The organism is Streptomyces sp. NPDC024632 (assembly GCF_055559175.1).
In genome coordinates, this window is sequence record NZ_JBVHLD010000003.1 from 400,576 (window position 1) to 416,605 (window position 16,030).

The following is a 16,030-nucleotide window of genomic DNA, read 5'->3' on the forward strand; positions in this document are numbered from 1 at the left end:
TTACGGTGGCTTTCGGCCGACTACGAGCCCCGCCGCCGGACGAGCCTGGAGACCGCTTTGACCACCGCGTTCGACCCCCTCGACCTCGGCGGTGTGCGGCTGCCGAACCGTATCGTCATGGCACCGATGACCCGCAGCAGGGCGTACGGTCCCGGACTCGCCCCGACCGACGCCGCCGTGCGCTACTACGCGCAGCGCGCCTCCGCCGGGCTGATCGTCACCGAGGGCACCCAGCCCTCCCCCGTCGGCCAGGGCTATCCCGACACTCCCGGTCTGCACAGCGACGAGCAGATCGCCGCCTGGCGCCGGGTCACCGACGCCGTGCACGCGGCGGGCGGCCGGATCTTCGCGCAGCTCATGCACACCGGCCGGATCGGCCACCCCTCCCTGCTGCCCGACGGCCTCGTACCGGTCGGCGCCTCGGCCGTCGCCGCCCAGGGCACGGTGTACACGCGGGACGGGCCGAAGGAGTTCGTCGTCCCCGAGGAGCTGACCGAGGACGGCATCCGGCAGACCGTGGCCGACCACGCCGCCGCGGCCCGCAACGCGATCACGGCGGGCTTCGACGGTGTCGAGGTGCACGCGGCCAACGGCTATCTGGCGCACCAGTTCCTCGCGCCCAACTCCAATGTCCGCACCGACGACTGGGGCGGCTCCCCCGAACGCCGGATACGGTTCGCGGTCGAGCTGGTCACGGCGGTGGCCGGGGCGATCGGCGCCGACCGTACGGGCCTGCGCGTCTCGCCCGGCAATCCGCTCGGCGACCTCCACGAGCCGGAGCCGGGACCGACGTATGTCGCGCTGGTCCAGGCGATCGAAGCGGTCGGCCCCGCGTATCTGCACCTCATCGAGAACGACGACCGGGCGCTCACCCTGGAGCTGCGCAAACGCTTCTCCGGCGCCCTCATCCTCAACGCCCGTACGGTCGGCCGCCCTTCGGGCCCGGAGGAGCTGGCGCTGATCGAGGACGGCACCGCCGACATGCTCTCGTACGGCGCCCTCTTCCTCGCCAACCCCGACCTGCCGCGCAGGCTCCGCGCGGGCGGACCGTTCAACACCCCGGACCGGGCCACGTATTACGGCGGCGACGAGCGCGGCTACACCGACTACCCGTCCCTGGACGCGGAGGCCGCGCAGGACGCGTAGGACGCACCGGCACAGGCCCCGTGCCTCAGGCCCGGCGCCGCCCGCTCCGCCGCCACTCGACCGCGACCACGGCGCCGACCGACGACACCGCCGCCATGGCCGCCGACGTCACGGCGTAGGCGTGGGCCGAGGGGTGGGCGCCGGGCAGGTCGAGCCGGTTGAGGTAGAGCGTGCCGAGGGTGGCGACGCCGAGGAGCTGGCCGAGCTGGGTGACGGTGGCGAGCAGGCCGCTGGCCTCCGCCGCGTCGCGCGGCGCGACCTTGCCGAGCGCCAGGGTGAGCGTCGGGCTGAAGGCGAGGCCGAGTCCGGCGCCCAGGGGCAGCAGCCTGCCGTAGAGCAGCGCCCCGCCGTGGCCGCCGCCGCGCAGCGCGAGCCCGAGGCCCGCGAAGGACCCGGCCGCGACCAGCAGGCCCGCCGGGGCGAGCCACGGCCGCCAGGACACCGGCAGCCGACGCCAGTTGAGGCCGACGGCGCCGAACGTGACCGCGCAGGTCGCGAAGGTCAGACCGGTGCGCAGCGCGCTGTCGCCGAGGCCCGACTGGAGGTGCAGGGCGATGGCGAAGAGGAATCCCGCGTTGGCCGCCATCGTCAGCGAGATCACCGTCACCGCGCGCGGCATGCCCGGCGCCCGCAGCACACGCGCGGACACCAGCGGGGCGCCGCCGCGCCGGGCGAGCCGCGCTTCGAGCACCGTGAAGAGCGCGAAGAGCAGCACACTCAGGCCCAGCGAGAACCAGTCCCACAGCGGCCAGCCCTCCTCCTGCCCGAGGACGAGCGGCACGGTGAGCAGCGTCACCGCGGCGCCGAGCACGACCAGGCCCGGCAGGTCGAGACCCCGCCGCACCACCCCCGCCGCCCCCGGGGTCCCGGCAGCCGTGGCCGCGCCGGGCAGGCGGGTCAAGGTCTTCCGGCACCACGCGGTCGGCACCGTCAATCTGTCGTCCAGCTCGCTGAGCATCGACGGCATGGCCGAGCACCGCATCGTCGTCTACACCCCGCTCGGCGCGCAGGACACCCGCCGGATCGAGCGCCTGCGCGCCATCCCCGACCCGGTCGTCGGCTGCCCCGAGCACGGCCGCCCGCTCTCCGAGATCCTGCGCGAGAAGGCCGAGCAGGCCACGCGGGAGGGCCGGAACGCAGAGGTCCCGCTCCCCCGGTGAGGGAACGGGACCTTCGTACGTCGCGTGTGGACCCTGTCCCCGGGTACTCCCGCCTCGGCGCCCGGCCCGGCCGACCCCACGGTGGCGAAGCCCCCGCGGCGCGAGGCGCAGCCGGGCAGAAACGACAGAGGGCGGAGTGACTCGCGTTATCCGCGAGCACACTCCGCCCTCGACCTTGTGGAGCTACGGGGAATTGAACCCCGGACCTCTTGCATGCCATGCAAGCGCTCTACCAACTGAGCTACAGCCCCGCGTCAGCGCGGGTTTCCCCGGCGACGAGAAGAAGCATAGCCGGTGAGCGCGCCGGAAACGAAATCCGCTGCACCGCCGCGCGCGGACGCGTCCCGGACCCGGTCGAGGGCCGTCCGGAGGCCGCCGCGAGCACGGTCCGGCGCGCGCTCAGGTGTCGTCGCCGAGGACCGGCTCCGGCAGGGTGCCCGCGTTGTGCTCAAGGAGACGCCAGCCGCGGGCGCCCTCGCCGAGGACGGACCAGCAGCAGTTCGTCAGGCCGCCGAGCGACTCCCAGCTCGTGGACTCCAGGCCGAGCAGCCGTCCGATGGTGGTGCGGATGGTGCCGCCGTGGCTGACGACGACGAGGACGCCGTCGTCGGCGAGCTTGTCGGCGGCGGTCAGCACCACGGGGGCGGCCCGGTCGGCGACCTCGGTCTCCAGCTCGCCGCCGCCGCGCCGCACCGGCTCGCCGCGCTTCCAGGCCGCGTACTGCTCGCCGTAGCGCTCGACGATCTCGGCGTGGGTCAGGCCCTGCCAGGCTCCGGCGAAGGTCTCGCGCAGGCCCTCGTAGTGCGTGACCGGCAGGTGGGTCACCGCGGCAAGCTCCGCGGCGGTGCCCGCGGCCCGACGCAGGTCGGAGGCGATGATCGCGTCCGGCCGCAGCGCCGCGAGCAGCCGGGCGGCGCGGCGCGCCTGCGCCGTGCCCTCGGCGGTCAGCTCGATGTCGGTGTTGCCCTGGAAGCGCTGTTCGAGATTCCAGGCCGTCTGGCCGTGCCGCCAGAGCACGATCCGGCGGCCACGGCCGCCCTTGTTCCCGTTCAGTTCAGGTCTCCCTCGTCCTGCGCCTCCTGCGCCTGGGCGTGCTCGGCGCCCTTGCCGCGGGTCGCGACCGCGTCCTGCGGCAGCTCGATCTCCGGGCAGTCCTTCCACAGCCGCTCCAGGGCGTAGAAGACCCGCTCCTCTGAGTGCTGCACGTGCACCACGATGTCGATGTAGTCGAGCAGCACCCAGCGGCCGTCCCGCTCGCCCTCGCGCCGCACCGGCTTGGCGTCCAGCTCCTTGGCCAGGGTCTCCTCGATGCCGTCGACGATGGCCTTGACCTGTCGGTCGTTGGGCGCGGAGGCCACCAGGAAGGTGTCGGTGATGGAGAGGACGTCGCTGACGTCGTAGGCGATGATGTCGTGCGCGAGCTTGTCGGCCGCGGCCTGGGCGGCGGTACGGGTCAGCTCGATGGAACGGTCCGTGGCGGTCACTGAGGAGACTTTCGGGTCGGGGGCTGGTCACCCAAGGGTCTCACGACCCTCGGACAGCCCCCGACCCCTTTTCGATCACCGCGCGCCGGTCACCACGGGCCGGTGACCGCGCGCCGGTCACCATGCGCCGATCGCCGCGGACCGGTCACCACGCTCGGTCACCGGCGACCGGAGCCCGCGGCGGGCGCTCACTGGCCCGTCTGCTTGTAGTCCTTGCCGAGCACCACCGAGATGTCCGCGGTCGCCGGCACCGTGCCCTTCTTCACCGCGCTCGCGGGCAGCCCCAGGGTGGACGCGACGTCCTTGGCCGCGGCCAGCCGCGCGTCGTCGCCGTAGACGATCTGCGAGAGGGCCTGGGACTTGTCCGCCGTGCCGCCCGGCACATAGGTGTACGTGCCGCCGTTGACGATCGCGGCCTGCGCCATCGGGCCCGACTTCTTGTCGCCGGTGGCGTCCTTGATCTGCACGCGGGCCTGCGCGGTCGCGTCGGAGGTCTTGACCGTGCCGCCGAGGATGTCCTTGACGACGCTGTCGCTGGTCTTCGCGGTGAGCGTGCCGTCCTTCTGCACCGGCAGCATCGCCGTGTCGTACGCGCCGGTCTTGGCCAGCTCCGCGAGCTGCGCGAGCGACGCGCCGAGCTGCTGGTCGGTCAGTGACGGGTCGAGGATCTGGGCCAGCGACTGGACGGTCTTGGTCGCGGACGCCGCGTCGCTGGGCATCTTCTTCAGCAGCGCCTGCATGACCTGCCCGAAGCGGCTGAGCTGCTTGGTCTGCGGCTCGCCCGGCGCGAGGTAGGTGGCGTACGCGACGGCCGCCTGGCCGGTCAGCTCGGTCTGCTTGCCCTGCCGGACGAGCGTCTTGTCCTTGTCCTTGCCGGTGCCCTTCACCTCGGCGTCGGTGTCGACGTAGACGTCGCCGAGCGAGTCGACCAGCAGTTCCAGATACGGGGTGTCCAGCCGCCAGGTGCCCTTGATGTCGGAGCCGAGCAGCGAGTTGAGGGCGTCCCTGGTCGGGCCGACGCCGTCGCCGACCGCCTTGTCCAGGGTGGTCGACGTGCCGTCCTCGGTGGTGACGTTGAGGGAGTTGGGCAGCAGGACCGTCGTACCGCGGCCCTTGGTCTCGTTGTCCACCAGGAGCGCGGTGGCGGGCGCGCCCTTGTCGACCGGCATCAGGTGCACGACTATGACGTCGCGCTTCTGCGCGCCGCCCGCCGCCGCGGCCGGGCCCTTCGAGTCGCCGAGGCCGGGCAGCTTGCCCGCCTGCCACAGGTAGCCGACGCCGCCGAGCATCGCGAGCACGACCAGCAGGATCAGGCCGACCTTGCGGTTCTTGCCGCGCCGCTTGGCCTCCTCGCGGCGCTCGGTGCGCGACTCGGAGAACTTCAGCCAGTCGATGACCTCTTCCGACTCCTCCGAGTCCTCGTCGATGAAGGCGAACTGCTCGGTCAGATACTGCCCGTCGGGCCCCTTCGCCCCGCCCGCGGCGGCCGGCGCCTGCCGCGTCCCGGGCTCCTCGTGGAAGACCGGCTGCTGCCCGGTGTCGTACACGGGCGGCTGCTGCCCTGTCTCGTACACCGGCGGCTGCTGCCCGGTCTCGTACACGGCGTGCCGGCCGGTGTCGTAGACCGGTTGCTGGCCCGTGTCGTAGACGGGCTGCTGTTGACCGGTGTCGTAGACCGGCTGCTGCCGGCCCGTGTCGTGGACCGCGTGCTGGCCGGTGTCGTACACGGGGGGCTGCTGGCCGGTCTCGTAGACGGTGTGCTGCCCGGTGTCGTACGCCTGCGGCTGCCCCGCGCCGTAACCCTGGCCCTGTCCCTGGCTCTGGCCCGGCGCGTGGCCCTGGCCCTGGCCGTAGCCGCCGGGGCCCGGTCCCTGTTCGTAGTACGGCTGTTGGGGCTGCTGCGGGATCCAGCCCTGCTGCTGGCCGGCGTAGGTCTGCGAGGGGTCGCCGTAGTACGGGTCCTGGTAACCGGGGTGCGGCTGCTGCTGGGGGACGTGCGGCGGCGCCTGCTGAGCGGCCTGCTGCTGCGGCTGCTGCCCCTGTTGCTGCTGCGCGGGATGGGGCTGTGCGTACGGGTCGTAACCGTAGGGCTGCTGCTGGTAGTAGGGGTCTTGCGCGTAAGGGTCTCTCTCGTTCTCAGGACCGCCCTCGGCTTGCTGCCAACGGGGGTTTGCGTCGTTCACGAGGAACCCCTTCACGTGGTTCGTTGCGGAGCTACCCGGTCGCGTCCCGGTACAGCGCGCGTTTGTCGATGTAGCGCACTACACCGTCCGGAACCAAGTACCAGACAGGATCCCCCTTGGCCACCCGCTGGCGGCAGTCCGTGGAGGAGATCGCCAGCGCCGGGACCTCCACGAGCGAGACACCGCCCTCGGGGAAGCCCGGGTCCGACAGCGTATGCCCGGGGCGTGTGACCCCGATGAAGTGCGCGAGAGAGAACAGTTCCTCCGCGTCCCGCCAGGAGAAGATCTGGGAGAGCGCGTCGGCACCGGTGATGAAGAACAGCTCGGCGCCCGGGTGCTCGGCGCGCAGATCGCGCAGGGTGTCGATGGTGTACGTCTTGCCCGCGCGGTCGATGTCGCTGCGGCTCACCGAGAACTGCGGGTTGGACGCGGTGGCGATCACCGTCATCAGGTAGCGGTCCTCGGCGGCCGACACCTTCTGGTCGCTCTTCTGCCACGGCTGGCCGGTCGGCACGAAGACCACCTCATCGAGGTGGAAGAGGCTGACGACCTCGCTGGCGGCGACCAGGTGACCGTGGTGGATGGGGTCGAAGGTGCCGCCCATCACCCCGATGCGGTGCTTCGCGTCCGGCATGGTCAGTCCCGGTTGAAGCGGGTCACGATCCACAGCAGGAGCAGCAGGGCGGCCAGTGCGCCGAAGCCGGTCACGTACGGGCTGAGGCTGTTGTGGTTGCCGCCCCCCTCGGCGAGTGTGGTCAGGGCGGAGGCTGCGTTGGACGACATGATCAGCGGGACCCTTTGCGATATCGGGGACGGGGGAGAAGACTCTCGGCACATCGTACGGGCGGGCGGAAGGGAACTTCGCGCAGGCTCCGCGCGTCCAGAGTATGTACCGGTTGGCTATCAGGGGGTTGGGCCAGTATGTCCGTGCCGAATGGACCGAACGACACGCAGGACGGTCAGAAGAACCTGCCGGGGCGCAACCGCAAGCGCTTCCCCGGTATCTCGTCGCGGGCGTACGAGCACCCGGCCGACAAGTCCGCGCTGGTGGCGCTCCGCAAGCTCAGCGGCTTCGACACGGTCTTCAAGGCGCTCAGCGGTCTGCTGCCCGAGCGGTCGCTGCGGCTGCTGTTCCTGTCGGACTCGGTGCGGGTCAGCGACGAGCAGTTCGCGCATCTCAACGCGATGCTACGGGACGCCTGTTACATCCTGGACATGGAAAAGGTCCCGGCGATGTACGTGACGCAGGACCCGCAGCCCAACGCGATGTGCATCGGCATGGACGAGCCGATCATCGTGGTCACCACCGGCCTGGTCGAGCTGCTCGACGAGGAGGAGATGCGGGCGGTCGTCGGCCACGAGGTGGGCCACGCGCTGTCCGGCCACTCGGTGTACCGGACGATACTGCTCTTCCTCACCAGCCTGGCGCTGCGCGTGGCGTGGATCCCGCTGGGCAATCTGGCGATCCTCGCGATCGTCACCGCGCTGCGCGAGTGGTTCCGCAAGTCGGAACTGTCCGCGGACCGCGCCGGTCTGCTGGTCGGTCAGGACGTGCAGGCGTCGATGCGCGGTCTGATGAAGATCGCGGGCGGCAACCATCTGCACGAGATGAACGTGGACGCGTTCTTGAAGCAGGCCGACGAGTTCGAGGCGGCGGGCGATCTGCGCGACTCGGTGCTGAAGATCCTCAACGTGCTGCCGCGCAGTCACCCGTTCACCACGGTGCGCGCCGCCGAGCTGCGCAAGTGGGCGGGCAGCCGGGACTACCAGCGGCTGATGGACGGCCACTACCCGCGGCGCGAGGAGGACAAGGACACCTCGGTGTACGACTCCTTCAAGGAGTCCGCGACGCATTACGCCGATACGGTGAAGAGCAGCAAGGACCCGCTGATGGGGCTGATCCGGGACATCTCGTCCGGGGCGGGCGACATCGGCGGCAAGCTGCGCGACCGCTTCACAGGCTCGGGCTCGACGAACGGGGCGGCGGGGGCGTCAGAAGGCTCGGGCGACTCGCCCGAGGACTCGGGGCCGCCGTCCGAGCCGCAGCCGGGGATGGGCTGACCGAGGGGCTTCCCGGCGCGCCGGGCGCGCCCGCGGCGCCCCGCGGCAGCCATGTGGCGTTCGGCAGCACGCCCGGCGCCGTCGTGCTGCTCGGCCGCACGCCCGGCGCCGTCGTGCTCGCGGTGGCCGGCGGCTGCCCGGTGGTGGCGTCGGTCAGCGGGGCGCAGACCGCGCCGACCGGCCGGTCGTGGCGGTACGGATCGGCTCCGGCGACCGCGCCGGGCGCCGACTGGCCGGCCAGTATCGGCCGGAAGTAGTTCTGTACGGCCGCGCCGCAGGCCAGCGGTCCCGCCGCCACATCGGCCTGGACGACCTGGATCTGGCGCTGGCGCAGGTCGGCGTGGCTGAAGCGGAATCGCATCTGGCGGCGCACGGTGAACAGCGACACGGCGTTGTCGGCGAATCCCGGCCGGTACAGCGCGTAGACGAAGGTGTGGTCCGCGGCGATCTCCAGCTCGTCGTCGCCGGTCTCGGTGGCGTCCAGGGTGCCCTGCACGCGGATGCCGTCCCGGACCAGCCGCACCCGCGCCGCCGGGTCGAAGCGGACCAGCCAGCCGGTCGCCTCGTGGGTGCCGTCGGTGTACGGCCGGGTCAGGCTGCTGTCGAACTGGTCGAGCTGTCCGGGGTCGAGCAGGGCGCGGACACTGCTCACATCGCCGCCGGTGACCGTCTCCTGATTGATCGACGAGTCGGTCAGATAGAGCTTCGCGGTGCTGAAGGCCTGCGTCACCTCGCCCACGCCGTAGTCGCCGATCCGGTGGATCGCGGGCATCGTGATGCCCTCGGCGCCGACCCGGTACGCCTCCGCGCGCTGTCCGCGGAAGGGCTCGGTCGCGGAGACCGAGGCGACCTTGCCGGACGGGACCAGCGGGATGACGGTGGCCCTGAGCTGTTCCGTGGCGTCCTGGCCGCGGCCCTTGTAGGGGTGCCTGACGCCCATGTAGATGGCGAAGCCGAAGGCGACGACGATGAGCGTGATGAGGGCGACCGCCTGCCGGGCGAGGCCGCGCGGCAGCGCGTGCCGGACGCGGACCGCCCGGTCGGCGTCGTCCAGCCGCTCCTGGGCGGAGAACTCCTGGATCCGGGCAGCCCGGACGAACGACTCGTCGAACACGACGGATCGGTACTCGTCCTCACCGCCTCCGGGGACGCCCTCGGGCGTGCCCTCAGGAGGATTTCCAGGCCCGCTCATATCACAAGGTTAAGTCTCTGGGCGTGCGAATAAACGCCCTGGTACCGGTCAACTTATGACAGGAGATCAGGGAAGCCGGTTCGCGGCGACCGGAGGCAGGCTGCTCTGTGTGCCGACCGGGCCGCTGGACGGCGGGGGGACCACCGGTGGTCGGGTCGCGCCGCCCGCGCCGCGGTAGACCGCGGCGAAGGTCAGGGCGACCACCCCTATGCCCATGACCACGGCCAGGGCCCAGGCCACCGGACGGTGCCAGCGGGTACTGCTCCCGCGGTACGGCCGTCCGGCCGGGTAGAGGTCGTCGGAATCCGGTACTCCCGCTTCGTCCAGTTCGGGGACAGCGGCGTGAGCACCGGCTCGATTCCGACCCGGCCAGCCGGGCGGTAGCGCGGGACCTTCGGCGACGGCAAGCATCCGTTCCTTGGCCGAGGGCTCATGGAACAGAGCGGACCGTACGAATTCTTCGTCGAGGACTACGGAGGCGAACTCGTCATCGTCCGGCATCTGTCCAGAGTAATGCGGAAGTTGGTCCTTTGGGCAGGGGAATCCGGACTGTCTGTGGGCCGTCCGGAGGACACTTCCGCGTGTCGGCGGGTGTCAGCGGATGTGTCCGTCACCCGTGACGACGTACTTGGTGGAGGTCAGTTCCGGCAGTCCCATGGGGCCGCGGGCGTGCAGTTTCTGGGTCGAGATGCCGATTTCGGCGCCGAAGCCGAACTGGCCGCCGTCCGTGAACCGGGTCGAGGCGTTGACCAGCACCGCGGCGGCGTCCACCCGCTGGGTGAAGCGGCGCGCGGCGGCCTGCGAGGACGTCACGATCGCCTCGGTGTGGCCGGAGGACCACAGCCGGATGTGCTCGACGGCCGCGTCCAGGCTCTCCACGACCCCGGCGGCGATGTCGTAGGACAGATACTCCGTCTCCCAGTCCTCCGCGGTGGCGGGCACGACGGTGGCCTTGCTGCCGCTGCTCTCGGCCAGCGCCTGCACCCGCGGGTCGCCGTGCACGGTGACCCCGGCCTCGGCGAGCGCGTCCAGCGCGCGCGGCAGGAAGCGGTCGGCGATGTCGCGGTGCACCAGCAGGGTCTCCGCCGAGTTGCAGACGCTGGGGCGCTGTGCCTTGGAGTTGATCAGCACCTCCACGGCCATGTCGATGTCCGCCTCGGCGTCCACGTACACATGGCAGTTGCCGGTGCCGGTCTCGATCACCGGAACGGTCGAACCCTCGACGACGGTACGGATCAGGGCGGCGCCGCCGCGCGGGATCAGCACGTCGACCATGCCGCGGGCGCGCATCAGCTCGGTGACGGAATCGCGGCTCTCGCCGGGCACGAGCTGGACGGCGTCGGCGGGCAGTCCCGCGCCGCCGACCGCGTCGCGCAGCACGGTGATGAGAGCGGTGTTGGAGGCGTACGCGGAGGAGGAGCCGCGCAGCAGCACCGCGTTCCCCGACTTCAGGCAGAGCGCGGCGGCGTCGACCGTCACGTTGGGCCTGGCCTCGTAGATGATGCCGACGACGCCGAGCGGGACGCGGACCTGCCGCAGCTCCAGGCCGTTGGGCAGGGTGGAGCCGCGCAGCACCTCGCCGACCGGGTCGGGCAGCCCCGCCACGTGCCGGACGTCGGCGGCGATGGCCGCGACCCGCTCACGGGTGAGGGTGAGCCGGTCCACGACGGTGTCGCCGGTCCCGGCCGCGCGGGCCCGCGCCACGTCCTCGGCGTTGGCCGCGACGATCTCCTGGGTGCGGACGATCAGCGCGTCCGCGATGGCCAGCAGGGCGTCGTCCTTGACGGACCGCGGCAGCGGGGCCAGGTCCGCGGCGGCGGCCCGCGCGCGGTACGCGGCGAGCAGCACGGGGGACTTGGGCAGCGGCGAGGGCAGCGGCGGGTGGGTCATGGAAGCAGGGTACCGGCCCGCCACCGGCCGGTTGGCAGGTCCCGCGACAGTGCTCCGCGGGGACGGGCCCTAGAACGGGTGTACGCCCACCGGGACGGCCGGCGGCGGTCCGTAGCCCTCCGCGACGCGCTGGTGGTAGGTCGCGCGGTCGATGACTTCCAGGCCGACGGTCTCCCAGGGCGGCAGGCCCGCCGTCGAGCGGTGCTCGCCCCACAGCCGCAGCGCGATGGCGGCGGCGTCGTGCAGGTCGCGGGCCTCCTCCCAGTAGCGGATCTCCGCGTGGTCGGTGGCGTACCGGCTGGTGAGCAGGAAGGGGTGGTCGTGGGCGAGCTGCTCAAGACCGCGTCTGACCTCGGTCAGCGGGGTCTCGGGGCCCGAGACGCTGAGCGTGACGTGCCACAGCCGGGATATCGCTCGTTCGGCGGGGAGCGCTTCCCGCTCGGGGTCCCCGTCGATGTCGTCACTGATGTCGTTGCCGACGCTGACCAGCGTGCGTTCCCCCGTACCCCTGGTCAATGGCCCTGGGCGCCCTCGTCTCACCGGCGGCCTCCCTGTGGGTTGCGTTCCGCGAGCGTCGTCCGCACCGGTAAGCGCTGACGACTCCTCCGCATCAAAGTTGACCAGGCTCCGGCGGGCCGCGGGGGCGTTTTCGGCAAGAAGGCCCGAACCAAGGTCCTGAGGAGATCCCCGGACATTGACCGGGGAGTCAAGGGTTCCGGGGGCTCAGGGGCGCAGAAGTACCAGGTCGTCACGGTGGACGACCTCGCGTTCGTAGGCGGGGCCGAGTTCGACGGCGAGGTCGCGGGTGGAGCGGCCGAGCAGCCGGGGCAGTTCGCGGGCGTCGAAGTTGACCAGTCCGCGGGCGACCGCGTGCCCGGCCTCGTCGAGCAGGTCGACGGGGTCGCCCGCGACGAAGTCGCCGTCCACGGCGGTGACCCCGGCGGGCAGCAGCGAGCTGTGCCGCTCGGTGACCGCGCGGACCGCCCCGGCGTCCAGCCGCAGCGCGCCGCGCGGGGTGGAGGCGTGCGCGAGCCACAGCAGCCGGTCGGCGGAGCGTTTGCCGGTGCGGTGGAAGTGGGTGCCGGTGGGGCGCCCGGCCAGCGCGTCGGCGGCGTGCACGGCGGAGGTGAGGACGACGGGGATGCCCGCCTCGGCGGCGATCCTGGCGGCCTCGACCTTGGTGACCATGCCGCCGGTGCCGACCCCGGCCTTGCCCGCGCTGCCGATGGTGACGCCCGCCAGGTCCTCGGGTCCGGCGACCTCGGTGAGCAGGGTCGCGCCCGGCGTACGCGGGTCGCCGTCGTAGAGGCCGTCGACGTCGGAGAGCAGGACCAGCAGGTCGGCGCGGACGAGGTGGGCGACGAGGGCGGCGAGCCGGTCGTTGTCGCCGAAGCGGATCTCGTCGGTGGCGACGGTGTCGTTCTCGTTGACCACCGGGAGGGCGCCCATGGCCAGCAGCTGGTCGAGGGTGCGGTAGGCGTTGCGGTAGTGGGCGCGGCGGCTGACGTCGTCCGAGGTGAGCAGCACCTGGCCGACGCGGACGCCGTACCGGGCGAAGGAGGCGGTGTAGCGGGCGACGAGCAGGCCCTGGCCGACGCTGGCGGCGGCCTGCTGCCTGGCCAGGTCGCGGGGGCGGCTGGCCAGGCCGAGCGGGGCGAGTCCCGCGGCGATGGCGCCGGAGGAGACCAGGACGATCTCCTTGTCCGGCCGGCCGCCCGGTCCCGCGCTCGCGCCGGTGCCCGAGCCGCGGACCGAGGCCAGGACGTCGACGAGCGCGTCCACCCGGTCGGCGTCCAGTCCCCCGGCGGCCGTGGTCAGCGACGACGAGCCGACCTTGACCACGACCCTGCGGGCCTCCACCACGTCCTGCCGTGCCGTTGTCACGTACGTCCCTCGTATCGCCGCTGTCACGCCTGTCCCGAACCGGCGCTCCGGCCGGTGCCCGTCGCGCGCCCCGGCCCCCGGCCGTCTCCGGTCCGTTTCCGGTCCCTCTCCCTCTCCGGTCCGTCTCCGGTCCCTCTCCGGCCCGTTTCCGGATCGCGTCCGGAAGACCGGCTACCGCGGCGGGTGCTGGAGCTGCCAGGCCGCCCAGGCCGAGGTGACCATCGCGCGCACGTCGTACTGGGCGGTCCAGCCCAGCTCCCTGCCGATCGCCTCGGCGGAGGCCACGACACGGGCCGGGTCGCCCGCGCGGCGCGGGGCCAGTTCGGGTTCCAGCTCAGTGTGACCGGAGACCTCGCGGATCAGGTCGACCATCTCGGCCACCGAGACGCCCTGGCCGCTGCCGATGTTCAGCACCAGCGACGCCTCGGGGTCGCGGGTCAGGCGGCGGGCGGCGGCCAGGTGCGCGCCGGCCACGTCCTGGACGTGGACGTAGTCGCGCACGCAGGTGCCGTCGGGCGTCGGGTAGTCGGTTCCGAAGATCAGCGGGCGGCGGCCCTGCGAGATCCGCTGGAAGACCAGCGGGACGATGTTGGCGGCGCCGCGGTCGCCCAGCTCGGGCGCGGCGGTGCCCGCCACGTTGAAGTAGCGCAGCGACGCGGTGGCCATGCCGTGCGCCCGGCCGGCCGCGGCGATCAGCCACTCCCCCGCGAGCTTGCTCTCGCCGTACGGGCTCATCGGCGCGCAGGGCGTGTCCTCGGTGACCAGTTCGACGTCCGGCATGCCGTACACCGCGGCGGAGGAGGAGAAGACGAAGCGCCGCACGCGCGCGTCGACCGCCGCCTCCAGCAGGGTCTGAAGGCCGGTCAGATTCTCCCGGTAGTAGAAGAGCGGTCGCTCGACGGACTCGGCGACCTGCTTGCGGGCGGCGATGTGCACGATGCCCTCGACCGCGTGCGCGGCCAGCACCCGGTCGAGCGCGGCCCGGTCCAGGACGCTGGCGCGCTCCACCGGAACTCCGGACGGCAGCCGTTCGGTGTCACCGGCGGTGAGGTCGTCGAGGACGACCACCTTTTCTCCGCCGTCCACCATCGATTTGACGACATGCGATCCGATGTATCCGGCTCCGCCGGTGATCAGCCAGGTCATCGCCCCAGTCTAGTCGGCGTTGCCGCGGTGAATTCAGGGGCGCTCGATCGGCACGCGGTCTAAGGTCTGTCGGACCCCTCACCTAGACTCGCCGCGTCCGAACCGGACGGGTCTTCGCATCGGGTTCGGCATTCATCACACTCACATCCCAGGGGGGATTGTGTCCGAAGCACAGCCGGTGCGCTTTTCCAAGCGCCGCCGCCTCGTCGCGGTGTGCACCACCGGCGTCCTCGCTCTCGGCGCTCTGGCGCTGAGCACGAACGCGCAGGCCGACAGCGGCCCGCAGCACAGGATCACCCGGCCGACGGCGCCCAGCGGGCCCGCGCCGACGCTCACGCTGCCCAAGCAGGCCAAGCAGTACTCCACGAAGGCGGCGGCGGGGCCGCTGCGGTACGACCCGGACGGGGACGGCTACGCCGACCAGCTCTACCGGGGCAACAACCGGCACTACTACAACTTGCTCACCAAGGACAACGACGACGACGGCGACCTCGGCGCCAGCAGCGACGGCACCCTGTACAAGGACGTCCTCACCCCGGGCAGCCTGGACGGGCAGGGCACCGGCATCCTCGCGCTGACCAACTCGGGCCGCCTGTCGTACTTCGGGGCGGGGAGCTTCCCCAACGGCGCCGCGCGGTGGACCGGCACCGGCTGGTACGTCTACAACAAGCTGGTCGCGACCGACGACATCACGGGGGACGGCAAGCCCGACATCGTCGCGCGCACGCCGGCCGGTCAGCTCTATCTGTACGAGGGCACCGGCAACGCTTCCGCTCCGTTCAAGGGCAAGGTGCTCGTCGGTTCCGGCTGGAACCAGTACGACCAGCTCACCAGCCCCGGTGACATGAACGGCGACGGCATCAGCGACCTGATCGCCCGTAAGACGGACGGCACGCTGTACTTCTACGCCGGTACGGGCAACGCCGCCGGTCCGTACGCGGCCCGCGTCGCCATCGGCACGGGCTGGAACGCGTACAACCAGCTCGTCGGCACCGGTGACGGCTCGGTCCTGGCGAGGGCCACGAATGGCACTCTCTACATCTACCGGCAGAACGGCGCGGGCGGTTTCGCGCCCAAGCAGGGCGGCTACAAAGACTGGAACGTGGAGCTGTTCGCGGGCGCGGGTTCCAACCCGGCCTACGGCAAGAAGGAGCTCTACGGTCTGTCGACCGGCGGCACCTTCTACTGGTACTACACCAACAACAACGGGACGCTCGCCGCGCGCCAGCAGGTGTCGGGCGGCTCGGGGGGGTACAGCACCTTCGCACTGGCCTCGTCGCTGGGTGACTACGGGTACGCCGACCTGCTGTTCCGGGACGGCACCAACCTGTGGAACCTGGATTCCGACGTGAGCAGCCCGCTGGCCACCGGCTGGGGCGGCTACAACCTCTTCGTCGGCCCCGGTGACCTCAGCGGTGACGGCAAGGGCGACCTGCTGGCCCGTGACACCTCGGGCAACCTGTACCTCTACCGGGGCCAGGGCAACGGCGCGGCGCTGACCGGCCGCCTGCTGGTCGGTCCCGGCTGGGGTGCGTACAACGCCATCGTGGGCGCCGGTGACTTCACCGGTGACGGCCTGGCGGACATCGTCGCGCGCACCGGCGACGGCACGCTCTACCTGTACAAGGGGACGGGCGTCAGCTCCCGCCCGTTCGAGACCCGCGTGAAGATCGGCACGGGCTGGAACCGCTACAACAAGCTGGCGTCGCCGGGCGACATGGACGGTGACGGCCGCGCCGACCTGCTCGGTGTGGACGCCAGCGGCAATCTGTTCAGCTACAGCTCCACCGGCACGGGCCAGTTCAAGGCTCCGGTGAAGCAGGGCGGCGGCTGGAACGGCTACAGCCGTCTGTTCTGAGACGTCCTGTGGTGTCCGCCGCCTGT

16 protein-coding genes and 1 tRNA gene are annotated in these 16,030 nt (G+C 71.9%); 4 read left to right on the plus strand and 13 right to left on the minus strand.

All coding sequences use genetic code 11. The features are described 5' to 3' along the window. Window positions 1–57 precede the first annotated feature (57 nt). Window positions 58–1,146, plus strand: coding sequence for an alkene reductase (locus tag ACZ37P_RS09165; protein WP_467345758.1), 1,089 nt, complete (start codon window positions 58–60; stop codon window positions 1,144–1,146). A 25-nt stretch (window positions 1,147–1,171) separates the two neighbouring features. Here ACZ37P_RS09165 and ACZ37P_RS09170 read toward each other — a convergent pair whose 3' ends face one another. Beyond that, a complete protein-coding gene (locus ACZ37P_RS09170; RefSeq protein WP_467345760.1) occupies window positions 1,172–2,047 on the minus strand; it encodes an MFS transporter in 876 nt (291 codons plus the stop codon). On the opposite strand from ACZ37P_RS09170, the gene ACZ37P_RS09175 reads away from it, so the two are divergent. Continuing rightward, window positions 2,022–2,306: a hypothetical protein gene (locus ACZ37P_RS09175; RefSeq protein ID WP_467345761.1), complete on the plus strand. Its 285-nt coding sequence runs from the start codon at window positions 2,022–2,024 to the stop codon at window positions 2,304–2,306. The genes ACZ37P_RS09170 and ACZ37P_RS09175 overlap by 26 nt on opposite strands. Window positions 2,307–2,484: 178 nt before the next feature. Here ACZ37P_RS09175 and ACZ37P_RS09180 read toward each other — a convergent pair. The 6 genes from ACZ37P_RS09180 to ACZ37P_RS09205 all read right to left on the minus strand — a co-directional run bounded on the left by ACZ37P_RS09180 (window position 2,485) and on the right by ACZ37P_RS09205 (window position 6,756). Next, window positions 2,485–2,557 (minus strand) — tRNA-Ala (locus ACZ37P_RS09180). A 148-nt stretch (window positions 2,558–2,705) separates the two neighbouring features. Next, entirely contained in the window at window positions 2,706–3,359 is a 654-nt protein-coding gene (locus ACZ37P_RS09185) for a histidine phosphatase family protein (RefSeq protein ID WP_467345868.1), read from the minus strand. Then, the gene (rsfS, locus tag ACZ37P_RS09190) at window positions 3,356–3,790 is read right to left on the minus strand and encodes a ribosome silencing factor (protein ID WP_355348921.1); all 435 of its coding nucleotides are present in this window, start codon (window positions 3,788–3,790) and stop codon (window positions 3,356–3,358) included. The genes ACZ37P_RS09185 and rsfS overlap by 4 nt, the downstream gene beginning before the upstream one ends. A gap of 188 nt (window positions 3,791–3,978) precedes the next feature. Next, window positions 3,979–5,973 (minus strand): LCP family protein, encoded by a 1,995-nt coding sequence (locus ACZ37P_RS09195; protein WP_467345762.1) that lies wholly within the window; start codon window positions 5,971–5,973, stop codon window positions 3,979–3,981. A 31-nt stretch (window positions 5,974–6,004) separates the two neighbouring features. Next, complete coding sequence (gene nadD / locus ACZ37P_RS09200; protein ID WP_355348927.1) at window positions 6,005–6,607, minus strand: nicotinate-nucleotide adenylyltransferase; 603 nt, start codon at window positions 6,605–6,607, stop codon at window positions 6,005–6,007. A gap of 2 nt (window positions 6,608–6,609) precedes the next feature. Next, a complete protein-coding gene (locus ACZ37P_RS09205; RefSeq protein ID WP_355348984.1) occupies window positions 6,610–6,756 on the minus strand; it encodes a hypothetical protein in 147 nt (48 codons plus the stop codon). A gap of 144 nt (window positions 6,757–6,900) precedes the next feature. Between ACZ37P_RS09205 and ACZ37P_RS09210 the strand changes: the two genes are divergently transcribed. Continuing rightward, complete coding sequence (locus ACZ37P_RS09210) at window positions 6,901–8,034, plus strand: M48 family metallopeptidase (RefSeq protein WP_355348930.1); 1,134 nt, start codon at window positions 6,901–6,903, stop codon at window positions 8,032–8,034. Here ACZ37P_RS09210 and ACZ37P_RS09215 read toward each other — a convergent pair. The 6 genes from ACZ37P_RS09215 to galE all read right to left on the minus strand — a co-directional run bounded on the left by ACZ37P_RS09215 (window position 7,928) and on the right by galE (window position 14,146). Continuing rightward, complete coding sequence (locus tag ACZ37P_RS09215; protein WP_391160330.1) at window positions 7,928–9,226, minus strand: SCO2583 family membrane protein; 1,299 nt, start codon at window positions 9,224–9,226, stop codon at window positions 7,928–7,930. The genes ACZ37P_RS09210 and ACZ37P_RS09215 overlap by 107 nt on opposite strands. A 66-nt stretch (window positions 9,227–9,292) precedes the next feature. Continuing rightward, the gene (locus ACZ37P_RS09220) at window positions 9,293–9,727 is read right to left on the minus strand and encodes an SCO2583/SCO2584 N-terminal domain-containing protein (protein WP_188283116.1); all 435 of its coding nucleotides are present in this window, start codon (window positions 9,725–9,727) and stop codon (window positions 9,293–9,295) included. Between the two features lie 93 nt (window positions 9,728–9,820). Further along, window positions 9,821–11,116: a glutamate-5-semialdehyde dehydrogenase gene (locus tag ACZ37P_RS09225; protein WP_355348936.1), complete on the minus strand. Its 1,296-nt coding sequence runs from the start codon at window positions 11,114–11,116 to the stop codon at window positions 9,821–9,823. 69 nt (window positions 11,117–11,185) lie between these two features. Continuing rightward, window positions 11,186–11,656, minus strand: a complete 471-nt coding sequence (locus ACZ37P_RS09230; RefSeq protein ID WP_355348939.1) for a hypothetical protein — start codon at window positions 11,654–11,656, stop codon at window positions 11,186–11,188. 183 nt (window positions 11,657–11,839) lie between these two features. Continuing rightward, window positions 11,840–13,000 carry a glutamate 5-kinase gene (gene proB / locus ACZ37P_RS09235; protein ID WP_355348942.1) on the minus strand — a complete coding sequence of 387 codons (1,161 nt, stop codon included), beginning with the start codon at window positions 12,998–13,000 and terminating at the stop codon, window positions 11,840–11,842. 171 nt (window positions 13,001–13,171) lie between these two features. Further along, window positions 13,172–14,146 (minus strand): UDP-glucose 4-epimerase GalE, encoded by a 975-nt coding sequence (gene galE / locus ACZ37P_RS09240; RefSeq protein ID WP_355348945.1) that lies wholly within the window; start codon window positions 14,144–14,146, stop codon window positions 13,172–13,174. Window positions 14,147–14,306: 160 nt separating this feature from the next. Between galE and ACZ37P_RS09245 the strand changes: the two genes are divergently transcribed. After that, window positions 14,307–16,004, plus strand: a complete 1,698-nt coding sequence (locus ACZ37P_RS09245; protein ID WP_467345765.1) for an FG-GAP-like repeat-containing protein — start codon at window positions 14,307–14,309, stop codon at window positions 16,002–16,004. Window positions 16,005–16,030: the final 26 nt, after the last annotated feature.

What these genes read in the sequence shown, in the direction of transcription:
- ACZ37P_RS09205 (WP_355348984.1), bottom strand. Translation starts at nt 6,756, where the DNA reads ATGTCGTCCAACGCAGCCTCCGCCCTGACCACACTCGCCGAGGGGGGC.
- ACZ37P_RS09225 (WP_355348936.1), bottom strand. Translation starts at nt 11,116, where the DNA reads ATGACCCACCCGCCGCTGCCCTCGCCGCTGCCCAAGTCCCCCGTGCTG.
- nadD (WP_355348927.1), bottom strand. Translation starts at nt 6,607, where the DNA reads ATGCCGGACGCGAAGCACCGCATCGGGGTGATGGGCGGCACCTTCGAC.
- galE (WP_355348945.1), bottom strand. Translation starts at nt 14,146, where the DNA reads ATGACCTGGCTGATCACCGGCGGAGCCGGATACATCGGATCGCATGTC.
- ACZ37P_RS09220 (WP_188283116.1), bottom strand. Translation starts at nt 9,727, where the DNA reads ATGCCGGACGATGACGAGTTCGCCTCCGTAGTCCTCGACGAAGAATTC.
- ACZ37P_RS09215 (WP_391160330.1), bottom strand. Translation starts at nt 9,226, where the DNA reads ATGAGCGGGCCTGGAAATCCTCCTGAGGGCACGCCCGAGGGCGTCCCC.